8 protein-coding genes and 2 pseudogenes are annotated in these 13,568 nt (G+C 43.7%); 1 reads left to right on the top strand and 9 read right to left on the bottom strand.

Features of this window, described 5'->3' with window-relative positions; translation table 11 throughout:
- Positions 1-38: 38 nt before the first annotated feature.
- The 9 genes and pseudogenes from PSF16_RS02730 to kdpF form a co-directional block, all read right to left on the bottom strand.
- The gene (locus PSF16_RS02730) at positions 39-1,601 is read right to left on the bottom strand and encodes an esterase family protein (RefSeq protein WP_272688732.1); all 1,563 of its coding nucleotides are present in this window, start codon (positions 1,599-1,601) and stop codon (positions 39-41) included.
- Between the two features lie 90 nt (positions 1,602-1,691).
- A pseudogene (locus PSF16_RS02720) lies at positions 1,692-3,808 on the bottom strand (TonB-dependent siderophore receptor).
- A 660-nt stretch (positions 3,809-4,468) separates the two neighbouring features.
- Complete coding sequence (locus tag PSF16_RS02715) at positions 4,469-4,864, bottom strand: DUF5329 family protein (protein ID WP_006662312.1); 396 nt, start codon at positions 4,862-4,864, stop codon at positions 4,469-4,471.
- A 115-nt stretch (positions 4,865-4,979) separates the two neighbouring features.
- A complete protein-coding gene (gene kdpE, locus PSF16_RS02710; RefSeq protein ID WP_272688729.1) occupies positions 4,980-5,663 on the bottom strand; it encodes a two-component system response regulator KdpE in 684 nt (227 codons plus the stop codon).
- A gap of 16 nt (positions 5,664-5,679) precedes the next feature.
- Positions 5,680-8,379, bottom strand: coding sequence for a two-component system sensor histidine kinase KdpD (gene kdpD / locus PSF16_RS02705; RefSeq protein ID WP_272688728.1), 2,700 nt, complete (start codon positions 8,377-8,379; stop codon positions 5,680-5,682).
- Between the two features lie 8 nt (positions 8,380-8,387).
- The gene (kdpC, locus tag PSF16_RS02700; protein WP_006662310.1) at positions 8,388-8,981 is read right to left on the bottom strand and encodes a potassium-transporting ATPase subunit KdpC; all 594 of its coding nucleotides are present in this window, start codon (positions 8,979-8,981) and stop codon (positions 8,388-8,390) included.
- Between the two features lie 10 nt (positions 8,982-8,991).
- The gene (kdpB, locus tag PSF16_RS02695) at positions 8,992-11,055 is read right to left on the bottom strand and encodes a potassium-transporting ATPase subunit KdpB (RefSeq protein WP_272688727.1); all 2,064 of its coding nucleotides are present in this window, start codon (positions 11,053-11,055) and stop codon (positions 8,992-8,994) included.
- A gap of 13 nt (positions 11,056-11,068) precedes the next feature.
- Positions 11,069-12,772, bottom strand: a pseudogene (kdpA, locus tag PSF16_RS02690) (potassium-transporting ATPase subunit KdpA).
- Position 12,773: 1 nt separating this feature from the next.
- Entirely contained in the window at positions 12,774-12,863 is a 90-nt protein-coding gene (kdpF, locus tag PSF16_RS02685; RefSeq protein WP_071524944.1) for a K(+)-transporting ATPase subunit F, read from the bottom strand.
- A gap of 428 nt (positions 12,864-13,291) precedes the next feature.
- On the opposite strand from kdpF, the gene PSF16_RS02680 reads away from it, so the two are divergent.
- Entirely contained in the window at positions 13,292-13,498 is a 207-nt protein-coding gene (locus tag PSF16_RS02680) for a YbfA family protein (protein ID WP_154600771.1), read from the top strand.
- The last annotated feature ends 70 nt before the right edge of the window (positions 13,499-13,568 follow it).

Raw genomic sequence — 13,568 nt, 5'->3', positions numbered from 1 at the left:
AATACTGCTGTGGAGATTGCTGATTACTCACAGAAGATTCAGCGTTGGCTTGTGAAATCTTTCAATCCATAAACCAATGCTTCTATCCAGGCAGCATAATCATGACCACTTGACCATGAATGGAAGCGGGTTTTGTAGTTTTTATCTCGCAAAACATGTTCAAGTTCTTGGCTATTAAGCCAAATGCCGCCATCAGCACCTTGGTTTTCAAATAACCCTGCTTGTATCCAGAAACTGATCGGATAATGCGGTGATTGCTGATATTGACGAGTTAACCATCCTGGCTTTTCACCTTCAGGTGCCCACCAGTACGAGCCAGATAGGCTCAGCACATGACTAAATTGGTTTGGATATCGCAATGCGACCCAGGATGATGCCAATCCTCCATAACTTGCGCCAGCCACAATCGTCTTTTCATTATTTATTTCAATACCATTTTTGCTCACCCAAGGTAGCAGTTCCAGCGCCATAAAGTCAGCAAAGGCTTGGTTTGGGGGGAGTTCCTTGGAGCGACGTTTACTATCCAGACTATCTATAAAGACAATATTAATAGGGGGTAATTGATGATTAGCAATCAAACCATCAATGACATTGGCGGTGTGATATTTATCCTGCCAAATTTGGCCATCAAACAAAAATAATGTCCAACTAACGGGGGGCGTTGCTTTTGGGCGATAAAGAATGATTTCTCGACTATTTCTAAGGAAATTACTTTTTAATGTATGTCGAGTCAAAGAGCCATAACGTATAGGCTGTTTCATTGCATCGCGGGTAAAATACCGTGAGGGTTTTAAATCAAGTAAAGATGAGGTGTTCCACTTATCATCATTTTCTATACTCATAGTCGCGCGATTTAAAGGGTCTGCTTGTGCAGTGACTAAAATTGCACGGCGTTGTTCACGCGCACTGCCATCTACTATAGGAACGTCAGGCGCCAATTGATATTGCATACGCGTATCTGCAGGGACCACGTAGCTGCGAAACCAAACATCGGAGTCAGCAAGTTTAAACATGGGATCATGATCGCCTGCCGGAGACCCTAAAATAAACACGTTACCGCGCGCTGCGCGCCACAAAAAAGTGACTCGTTTATGGGATGTATCTACGGGTTCAACTAAAGGCGTACCGATGAGCTGTTGCTTTTCCCAAAATGCATCTGTCGTTCCTCCTGCTGCCAGCGCCTTTGCGAGTTGCTGTAAAGTAGGACTGACCGGGTCAAGTTTTCGCACGCGATTGAGTGGCTGAGTTTCTGTCATTTGCCAGTTAAATTTCCATTCACTACCGCTATTTCCATATAACATTAATGATGAAACTTGCCCTATCGGGGATGAAAAAAGTAGCGATTTTTCTCCATCAGCAGGTCCTGCTTCCAATAACGTGCGTAAATGATGGTTTTGCTGGTCGAGTAATTGTGCCCCTGTAGCCCCTTTTAGTGTGGCAACAACATAGTTTTCATTAAGCGCTGGAAGCCTAAAGCAAACCTTGCCCTCGGTATCGAATACACCTTCCTGAACCCCTTGGAGAGGCAGTTCGTTGCAAGGAACGGCTATTGCGGGTACTGCACTAAAAGCAACCATGACGTAAAGCAAAACAGACTTCATGAGCCCTCACTTTCAAATTAATCGTTATTATTAATGAGATAACAAAGGCTACATCTTAATTTGTCGTAGCCTTTGTTCTTACTCTTTGTTTTACCAGGCGTAATCAAACGTGACAGTACCAGTACGACCGATGCCATAAAAGCAGGCATCACTCATGCCACAGGATGAAACATAATGTTTATCCATTAAGTTATTCACGTTTAACTGTACTGTTGCGCCTTTCAAAGATGGCGAAATATTGGCAAGTTCATAGCCAACCATAGCATCGTAAAGTGTTACCCCAGGCACAGAAAAGCTATTATCTGCCCCAGCCTGACTGGAACCGATATAGCGCACTCCTGCTCCCGCTTTCAGTCCATTTAGCATCCCTGAGTTTTCTTCATATTGTCCCCATACGGAGGCCATATTTTTAGGGATTCGAGGAAATTCTTTTCCTTTTTCAGCACTGTTTGACGTTTCAAGCACTTTGGTTCTGGTATATGAATATGCCCCTGTAACAGCAAATTTGTCGGTAAGCTTACTGTTTATCTGGGCTTCCACACCTTTGCTTTCACCTTTGCCGATTAGCGTCATATAACCTAATTCAGAGTCGTATTTAGGAATGTTTTTTGCTCGATATGATAGAGAGATAAGGTCGCCAGCGTTTTTTGGTCAGGGGTGAGATACTTAATACCGATTTCTGTTTGTTTTGCTGTTTTAGGATCAAACGGCTGACTTTCTGGCTTTCTGTTGGTAGCAAGATTCGGCTCAAAAGAGGTGCTGTAGCTAATATAAGGAGAAATACCATTATCAAATGAGTATAACACCCCAACTAAGCCGGTTAGTTTGCCATCATTTTGTTGTGATTTGTCACTGTTCGTTCTGTCTAGCGTTTTTACTTCAATCCAGTCATATCGGGTGCTAGCTAATAAGTTCCAGCTATTCCATTCAATTTGGTCTTGAATATAAATACCGATTTGATCGCTTTTTTGTAACTGGTCGGTGAATAGCGTCTGCTTGGATTCATCAATTTTCTGGTATTGGGGGTTACGCCAATCAATATCATAGTTACCGCTTCTGTCACGCCAAAACTGTTTATCCTCTTTAGTCCATTTGTAATCGACGCCGACTAATAGTGTTTGATAAAGCCCCCCATTATCAATGTCGAAATTTAAATGGGTATCAACACCAAATGTATTGAGTTTCGTTTTTTCGTGCTGAGCCATTCGTTTGAGTACATAAGGATAGTTTTTAGCTTCACTTGCTAAGGTGTTAAATACTAAATAATTATATTTTTCATCAATTTCTGCGTAGCGTGCTTTTTGTACCAATGAAATTTGATCACTAAAATTATGTTCAAATTCATATCCAATACTATGTTGTTTTTGTTTGGAAATATTATAGTCAGGATTGCTTATGTTGAAATCTTGTGGAATTTTTCCTTCTGGGGTTGATTCTAGAGTGCCAACTTTAGGAAGAAAATTTCGATAACCATTTTTCGGTGAGTTCTGTAGATAAGCCAAAAGAGTGAACGTTGTGTCTTCATTTAGGAATGATATTGCGGGAGCGATGGCATATTTTTCTTCTTCATAGTCTCGAACCTGAGTGTCTTTCTTTTTTGCCAAGCCATTTAAACGGTAGAGGATATTTCCATCATCCGTTAGCTTGCCACCCAGGTCAAAAAATCCTTCTGTTTTATTTCGATTACCTAGTCGTAACTGAATTTTATTGATGCTCTGCGCGGTTGGTTTTTTGCTTGTCATGGCAATAACCCCACCAGGACTTATTTGCCCATACTGCACAGATGCCGGTCCTTTAATCATCTCAACTCTGTCCAGAAACCAAGGTTCGGTTGTGCCCATTGACGAGGACGCATTTCCGCCAAAAGGAATGCCATCTAGAATTTTGTTCGCATAATCAAAACCGCGACTGAATACTTCATCATTGCGATTTGAATCACCACGGTATTCTGTAACCACACCTGGTGTATATCTCAATGCATCCACAACAGTTTCTGCTGCTCTGTTTTCTATTTGGGTTTTGGTCACCACATTTACCGTCTGTGGTATTTTCATTATCTCAGTCTCATTCTTCGTTGCAGAAGAAGTCGTTGTTGCGGTATATGAATCATTTGAGCTTGGTGTCGTCACAACCAAAACATCAGTTGCTGAAGCGAATGGAGAAACGACTAACAGTGATAGCACTGATAGCTTATTTTTATTTAACATAGCAATACCTGTTCATCCCTATTTTCAACGTGAAATTTAAGACGGTATGGAAACCTAGTCGTGCAAGTTTTCACACGATGGATATTTTTTGATTTGGTCAGGAGGGGATAAAAGTGAGTTTTTCTTTTACCGTTCATACTTACACCGATGTATTCTTTGACATCTCTGGCGTAAATATATCTGAATTAAATCAATGTGCTCTCAATGTGAAAATGTAAAGTTTTTAGATAAAAAACATATAGATGCGCAAGCTAATACATTAGCGTTCTATTGTTTCAAACTTTAACTTAGTATTCTATATGATAATAATAATCATTTGAATATTACATGATAATAATAATCATTAAGAATAACTTATGATAATTAATCAGTTTTTTATGTTTTAGAAAGTCAGCATTTCAATCAAATTGCTTTTTGAACAATAAGGCAACTATCAACGCATTTCATCAGCGCATCTAATGCTTCGGTCTGTATAGGGTTATAATATTCGGATTGTGATTCTGATTGGCGGATATATAGGGTCAGGGAAATGGGGCTTCTCGATCATGAAAAAGGTCTTTTCATTATGCGAGGAGTAAGGCGGTTCACGAAAGACAGCGACATAATGAAGTGCCCGCAAGCGATTGGGGCGCTTCATTAATCGGGAGGGGATAAAACGGGTTATTTGGTTTGTTTATCAACGTTATTTTTCAATAAATCATGCAGATATTGATTGGCGCTGGTGACTTTACCTTGGGCATCGGTGACTTGATACTCTTCTCCGGTGATAGAGGATTTGGATGCCACATTGTCAATAAACTGCTCTGTTGTCTGTAAGCGCTTTTCGGTTTTACCCAGCTTTAAACGCAAATGGGATTCAGCTTCTGGTGCGGAATGACCGGAACCATTACGCGTGAACGTTAAATTCTGCTGTTTGCCTAATTCCGTTAACAACGCTTCAGTCCGCGTTTTCTCTTCTGGGCTTAGCGCAAGGGCTTTGGTGGTGACGAAAATAGTTAAAAAAATCACTAAGATTGAAGCAAAACGGCGAGAAGCTTGAGTCAGTAACGATTGCACAGGAAACGCTCCGATAAATTAAGATTGGAGAGATTATAGGCAGCCGCGATGAATAAACTATCAGTAATAGTCTGAGAATCATGCGTTAAGACAAACTTAGGTTTTAAGGCATAAATTAAGGCATAAAACGGTAGCCAATACCGGTTTCAGTTAAAAGATGTTCGGGGCGAGCAGGGTCATTTTCCAACTTCTGGCGTAAATGGCCCATATAAATACGTAGATAGTGATTATGTTCGACGTAACTCGGTCCCCAAACTTGCAGCAACAAATGGCGCTGAGTGAGTACTTTTCCACTATTGGCGACAAGTTCGCTCAGTAACCGAAACTCAATGGGGGTGAGGTGTAGCTCTTCGCTACCTTTAGTCACGATACGGTTGATAAAATCCACGGTGACATCGCCAAATTGAAACGTAGGGCTTTCTTGTCCTGTTTTACCAAAACGTCGTAAGGCTACACGAACACGGGCGAGCAACTCGCTAATACCAAAAGGTTTTGTGAGATAATCATCGGCACCGGCATCCAGGGCGGCGACTTTTTGTGATTCTTCTTCTCGAGCGGAAAGCACAATCAGCGGGATACTGCTCCATTGGCGCAAATCACGGATCAAATCTAATCCATCGCCATCCGGTAATCCAAGATCCAAAATCACCAAATCGGGCTGACGAGTTCCCGCTTCAATGAGTCCTCGTTGGTAATTTTCGGCTTCAAAAATTTTCCAGCCTTCACCCTCCAGCGCTAATCGAACAAAGCGGCGGATCTCTTTTTCATCTTCAATGATCAGGATTTGATGGGAACTCACAGTACGCTAGATGCTCCTAAATTTCGTTTTCGCTTTCGTTTTCAATCTCGGGTAACGGCTTTAATGGCAAAACAAAATGGAAGCTGGCGCCACCTTTATCATTGTTTTGTGCCCAAATTTCACCGTCATGGAGATGGATAATAGCACGACAGATAGCTAAACCTAAGCCAACGCCTGGAATTGCTGACTCTTTTTGTGCGCGAGAAAATTTATCGAAAATGGTTTTTTCTTGCCCGTCAGGGATAGCATTACTGGCATCCCAGATTTCAATATGGACCTGTTGTGCCTCAATCGAGGCTCGAATGCCGATAGGGGTGTCATTATCGCTATATTTGATGGCATTTTCGAGTAAGTTAATTAACACGCGTTCAATCAAGTTTCCGTCGCAATACAATAGTAAATCTGCTGGAATATCAATATCAAGAGGATGACTATTTAAAGTGTAATCTAAGATCCTAACTGCGCTACTGGTAATTTCTTGCAGCGATTCCCACTCTAGATTTGGGTGGATCCCACCTGATTGTAAGCGAGCCATATCCAGTAAATTATTGACCAGTCGTGATGTGCTCAAAACTTGCTGGCGCATCTGGTTAACTTGCTCCGTGAGAGGGGAGTTTTCCGCAGATAGCTCTAACATTAAAATTTCACTCTGCCCAAATAAGACCGTCAGTGGTGTTTTGAGATCATGGGATAGGGCAGCCAGCAGTGAATTTCGCAATTGCTCCCGTTCAACATCCAATTTAGCTGTTTCTGCCTGTTTGGTGAGTTGTAAGCGTGACAGGCTACTCGCGATGAGCCCTGTAAAGGTTTGCAGCATACGTTGCTGCTCAGGGATCAATAATTGGCGAATATTACGCGGCTCAATGGCGAGCACAGCAAGGGTTTCATCGGCGGTCGTGATAGGTTGTAATTGGTATGGCACGCTGGGCAACGTATCGGTTCCTGCGCCAGCCGGTTGGCGCTTATCAAAGCTCCATTTAGCAATGGCTTTGTCTATCTGTAATTGACTATAACCTTCACACTGTAATGGTGTGAGTTGGTTATTCTCATCAGGCAGAAGTAAACAGGTTTTTGCTTGGAAAGCATTATTCAAAAAATGATAGCCTGTTTTCCCGATATCTTCAGTGCTAAGTGCTTGCCCCAGCTCTTTAGTCATTTCATATAAATGGCGTGTACGTTGCTCACGGTAGCGAGCAATGCGCGCTTGATAGCGCATGCCAGCGGTGAGGTTCCCGACGACAACCCCCACAATTAGCATCACAGTAAAAGTCACTAAATACTGCATATCCATAATGGCTAATGAAAAGTGAGGTTGCACAAAGAATAGGTCAAAGCTGACTACGTTGATTAACGCGGCAAAGACGGAAGGGCGCCGACCATAAAATAGCGCGACTAGCACCACCCCAAGCAAATAGAGTGTCACGAGGTTAGCTTTGTCCAGTGCCAGTAAAAATGTACGTGAGAATAAAGTGATGGCAGCACACATGGCTATCGCCATTAAATAACCATTCATGTCTGAACGCCATTTTTCGGTGAATGGCTTTCTTTCCGGTTCTTTATCCCAATCACTTTTTTCTTCGAGAGCAACGATGATTAAGTCTAAATCAGGACCTAGCTTACCCAGTCTATCGGCAAAGCCTTGGTGTAATTTAAATTTATACCATTTGCGATGTTTATCACGCCGGCCAATTAAAATCTTACCCAGGTTATGTTCACGAGCGTAACGTAAAATCGCTTTTTCCTCGTTGGGATCAGACAGTGTGGCGGTTTCGGCACCCAAGTCTTGTGCGAGCCGAAGTGCTTTTAAAATGGCGCGGCGCTGATTTTCAGGAAGTTGGTGCAATGTGGGGGGTTCGACATATACCGCATGCCAAACACTGCCAAATTTAGCGGCGAGTCGGGCTGCTGCGCGTACCAGTTTTTCATTGCCAGTATTATGCCCAATGCATAACAATAACCCATCCCGAGTATGCCAAACGGGGGCCTCTCCTTTGCCATCGCGAAGCTCTCGCATTTGATCATCAACACGGTCGGCTGTGCGTCGTAACGCCAATTCACGTAAGGCAATGAGATTACCTTTACGGAAAAAATGCTCGATAGCGCGTTCTGCTTGCCCCGGTATATACACTTTGCCTTCTTTTAGGCGCTGGCGAAGGTCATCTGGCGGCAAATCAACTAATACCACTTCATTGGCGGCATCAAAAATATGGTCGGGAACGGTTTCTCGTACGCGAATGCCCGTGATGCTTCCCACGATATCATTCAAACTTTCAATATGTTGCACATTCACTGTCGTAAGAACATCGATCCCCGCATCCAGCAGTTCTTCGACATCTTGCCAGCGTTTAGGATGACGGCTGCCATTTGGATTACTGAAGGCAAGTTCATCCATCAAGATAATGGCAGGATGCCTTGCTAATGCTGCATCAATATCGAAGGCGTGCAGGCGACGCCCTCGATGGCTGATTTTTAACGGAGGTAGTTGCGGGAGCCCATCCAGCAGTGCGGCGGTTTCTTCTCGTTCATGAGTTTCGACCACGCCAATCAGCACATCTAACCCTTGTGCTCGAAGGCGTTGCGCTTCTTGCAACATGGCATAAGTTTTCCCAACACCCGCACAAGCACCGAAGAAAATCTTAAGTTTGCCGCGTCCAGTTTCATTTGCCTTTACCAACAGGTCATCTGGGTTTGGGCGGATAGGCTCCTGATTATTCATAACTGACCTCAGTGATTTTGACTGTTAGCTTCCCGCTGATAGGCATCAAGGGCAAGGTTCAATTCTAGCACGTTGACAACTGGCTCCCCTAAGAATCTAAACAGCGGAGATTGAGTGTTATCAGCGATAATCGATTTTACTGTGTCTATCGATAACTGTCTGTTTTTGGCAATCCGTGGCGCTTGATATAAGGCGGCAGCTACTGAAATATGTGGATCTAACCCACTTGATGATGCGGTGAGTAAATCCACGGGTAGAGAGTCTCCGCCATCAGGTTCATGCTGTTTCAATGCCACAGCGCGCTCAGTTAATTCTTTTGTTAACAAAGGATTGCTGATCGCTAAATTGCTACCACCAGATGCCAGTGCATTATACGGTACATCTGCCGTCACTGAGGGGCGACCGTAGAAATAATGGTCATTTTGGTAAGACTGCCCAATTAATGATGAACCAATAACGCGATTATCTTGCAGGATCAGCGAGCCCATCGATTGAGCTGGAAAAATTACATTGGCGATCCCTGTGACGAGTAGCGGGTAAGCAATCCCCGTGACCAATGTCAGTAAAACTAAGATCATAAATGAAGAACGAAACATGTTCATAATAGGCTCCTTAAATACCAAATAAGCTGATGAACATATCGATAAGCTTGATCCCCACGAATGGGACAATCAATCCGCCTAAACCGTACAAGCTTAAATTGCGTTGTAAAAGTGACTGAGAGCTCATGGGGCGATAATTTACCCCTTTTAATGCCAGTGGAATTAAGAACACAATAATCAGGGCATTAAAAATAACCGCGGACAGCAACGCCGATGCCGGTGAATGTAAGTGCATAATATTTAATGCATTGAGCTGTGGCCATGTGACGGCAAAGCATGCCGGAATAATCGCGAAGTATTTGGCGATATCGTTGGCAATACTGAATGTGGTTAATGAACCTCGGGTCATCAGCATTTGTTTACCAATATGAACGACTTCAATTAACTTGGTTGGGTTCGAATCCAAATCCACCATGTTCCCCGCTTCTTTAGCGGCTTGAGTACCGGAGTTCATCGCGACAGCAACGTCAGCTTGTGCCAGTGCAGGGGCATCGTTAGTCCCGTCCCCCGTCATCGCAACGAGTCGACCTTCGGATTGGTACTGGCGTATTAAGGCGAGTTTTGCTTCTGGAGTGGCTTCCGCTAAGAAATCATCCACGCCTGCTTCCGCAGCGATTGCCGCCGCCGTCAGGTGGTTATCCCCCGTAATCATAACGGTTTTGATCCCCATGGCGCGCATTTGTGCAAAACGCTCTTTCATCCCACCTTTCACGATGTCTTTGAGTGCAACGACGCCGAGAACGGTTTGGCTATCAACAACGACTAATGGTGTTCCCCCTGCATGGGCAACTTGTTCGACAAGCTTGTCTGCTTCAACAGGGAATTTTCCATGATTGGCTTCTACATAGCGACGGATAGCATCCGCAGAACCTTTACGGATCATGCGCTCACCCACGTTAACACCGCTCATTCTTGTCATCGCGGAGAAGGGAACAAAAGTCGCATTCATTGCGTGGATATCACGTTCGCGTAAATTGAATTTCTGTTTTGCGAGCACCACAATACTGCGTCCTTCTGGGGTTTCATCCGCGAGTGAAGAGAGCTGAGCCGCATCGGCTAATTGCTGCTCTGTGACACCGCTTAGCGGTAAAAAGTCAGAGGCTTGACGATTACCGAGGGTGATGGTGCCCGTTTTATCCAACAACAGTACGTCCACATCCCCAGCGGCTTCAACAGCACGACCGCTGGTGGCAATCACATTTGCGCCTAGCATACGACTCATACCAGCAACACCGATGGACGAAAGCAATCCACCAATCGTGGTTGGAATCAAACAGATCAGAAGGGCAATTAAAACAATAATCGAAACTGCACCACCTGCACCTGCATACTCAGTGGCAAACAGGGTGAATGGGTATAAGGTTGCGCAGACTAACACAAAGATAATTGTTAGCGCGGTTAACAAAATAGTTAAGGCGATTTCATTTGGCGTTTTACGGCGCTGTGCGCCTTCCACCATCGATATCATACGGTCTAAGAAGGTTTCGCCCGGGTTAACCGTACATTCGACGATCAGCCAGTCGGAAAGGACTCGAGTTCCCCCTGTGACCGATGAGAAGTCACCACCGGATTCGCGGATGACGGGTGCTGATTCCCCTGTAATAGCACTTTCATCTACCGATGCACCGCCTTCAATCACTTCACCATCACAAGGGATTGTTTCCCCAGCTCGGATCAGCACGATATCACCTTTGCGTAGCTGGTCTGAACTGACCATTTCTTGCGGTGCATCGAGAGCGGCTGTTGCCAGTTTGGTCGCACGACTTTGTTGTTTGATCCCTTTTAAGCTTTGTGCTTGGGCTTTACTGCGTCCTTCCGCTAACGCTTCTGCAAAGTTAGCAAACAGTACGGTAAACCATAACCATAATGTCACCATGCCACTAAACCAAGCGTTGCCTTCGCTATAGCCAGCGATCATCGCTATCCATAATAATGTCGTCATGATGCTGCCGATGTAGACAACAAACATCACTGGGTTACGCCATTGTGCTTGTGGTGTCAGTTTTTTAATGGCATCAAGGGTTGATTGGCGAACCAGTTTGCTATCAAATAATTGTGTTTTTTGATTTTTCATTTTTTCACCCTCATTATGCCGCTAACCAAATTTGCAGATGTTCTGCGATCGGACCTAACGCAAGGGCAGGTACAAAGGTCAGCGCACCAATGAGAAGAACTGTCATGATTAATAAACCGATAAACAGCGGACCGTGTGTTGGTAATGCAGCAAGGCTTGCCGCTTGAGGTTTTTTCACTGCCATAGAACCCGCGATGGCTAATACTGGGAAAATGACACCAAAACGACCAAAGAACATGGCTAACGCCAGCATCACATTATAATACGGCGTATTCGAGCTTAATCCTGCAAATGCACTGCCGTTGTTGTTGGCTGCGGATGAGAAAGCGTATAGCACTTCACTGAATCCATGTGCGCCTGGGTTAAGAATGCCAGCACGTCCCGCTTCAGTCATGAGTGAAATTGTTGTGCCGAGTAGTACTAAGGTTGGCGTGACTAAAATTGCCAATGCCACCATTTTCATTTCACGCACTTCAATTTTTTTACCAAGGTATTCAGGTGTGCGCCCAATCATCAACCCAGCTAAGAAAACTGCGAGTAAAACAAATAACAGCATACCGTAGAGACCTGATCCCACGCCGCCAAAGACAACTTCTCCGATTTGCATTAGCTACATAGGCACCATGCCGCCTAATGCCGTGTAGGAATCATGCATTGAGTTCACTGCACCACAAGATGCTGCGGTAGTCACGACGGCATACAAGGCAGAGCCTAATGTACCGAAGCGATTTTCTTTTCCTTCAAGATTAGCGGTGCTTGTTGCATGCAATTCCCCTAAAAACGGGTTGCCAACGTATTCTTCGTGGATCACGACCGCTGCGGCGATCACAAAAATAATCGCCATTGCCCATAGCAGAGCATGACCTTGTTTGCTATCACTGACGGTACGACCAAAAGCAAAGCAGAGTGCAGTTGGAATTAAGAAGATAGCCAACATTTGGACAAAATTGCTTAAGGCAGTCGGGTTTTCAAATGGGTGTGATGAGTTAGCCCCAAAAAATCCCCCTCCATTGGTTCCTAACAACTTAATGGCTTCTTGCGAAGCAACGGGTCCCATCGGCAATAATTGTGAGCTGCTATCAAGGTTACTACTTAGAATATAAGGGGAAAAATTCTGAATAACCCCTTGGCTAACAAAGAATAAAGCCAACACAATGGATAATGGCAAAAGGAGATATAGCGTGATACGTGCTAAATCGACCCAAGCATTACCAATGGTTTTGCTGCCGTGTCGTGAGAATGCACGGATCAGTGCAAACACGACGGCTATCCCTGTTGCAGCCGAGAGGAAATTTTGCACCGTTAACCCGACCATCTGGCTCAAATAGCTTAAGGTGTTTTCTCCGCTATAAGATTGCCAGTTGGTATTTGCCACAAAGCTAATGGCAGTATTAAACGCTAAGTCCCAGCTCATGCCTGGGTAGTGTTGTGGGTTTAAAGGTAACGAGCCTTGGCACAGCAAAATAACAAACAGTAATCCAAACCCCAGCAAATTAAACATGAAGATGGCGATGGCATATTGCCTATAATTCATCTCAGGGAGATCTCGCCCTATTTGTTTGATTCCGCTTAACCGCCAGAATACCGATTCACTCTTTGAAATAGCACGAGGCATATCACCATCGATAAGATAGGCAATAAAGTGACCAAGTGGTTTGGCTAGCAGCATTAATACCAGTAAAAAACTGGCAATGAGTAAAAACGCATTGGTGGCCATATCAGAAATTCTCCGCGTTGAGCAGGGCATAAATCAGATAAACCAGCAGTACAACAACAAGAACTGCCCCAGAAATGGAAAGTAGCGACATTGTTATCTCCTTATTATTTCCATTGCGTTAGGTTAGGCATTTACTTGTAAATAAGCTGATAAAAAAAGAAGGTAGGGTGTAAAAATAGTATAAAAATGCCCAATTAAATTTGCTCATTCATTATTCATGATGAAAGCACTAACCAAAGTATAGCCTGTTAATGAAATGTGATTTGTTTGTTGGTTTATTACTGCCTTTTGCTACATTTCGTAATAAAACAACAGAATTAGCTAAAAAAAATGAATTTATTTTAATCTAAAGTGGTCAGATGAGTAGTTTAATTACACAAATTACGTTATTATAGGTTCAGTTAATGAAGATTAACGTTGGTGTTCGATTTTGGTGCCTCTTTTGTGACTTAGGTTGATGGGAGTAAAGAGCAATACTGGAATCGGCAAAAATTGAGTGGCTACTGAAGGAGGATATCGATGTCCACATATCAAGAATATTCCCGTAATCAGGTACTTTTACGCCGCACTGCTGCTGTAACAGCTGGCATTATTGCGTTTCCGGTTATGGTTTTTTACCCACAAAGAGCACGATTTTATAGCTACCTGCATAAAGTCTGGGCGAAAACGAGCGATAAACCTGTGTGGTTGGCTAGCTCAGAAGTGACGATGGAAAGCCATCGTTAATCAGTGATTCAATTCACTAAAAAGATATCCCTGCAATAATTTAATTGTGGGGATTTTTTTATATAAAAAT

It is taken from the genome of Providencia sp. PROV033 (assembly GCF_028484855.1).
In the GTDB taxonomy this organism is placed as follows: Bacteria; Pseudomonadota; Gammaproteobacteria; order Enterobacterales; family Enterobacteriaceae; genus Providencia; species Providencia alcalifaciens.
The sequence above is the reverse complement of the archived record's forward strand: the minus strand, read 5'-3'. Positions and strand labels throughout refer to the sequence as shown.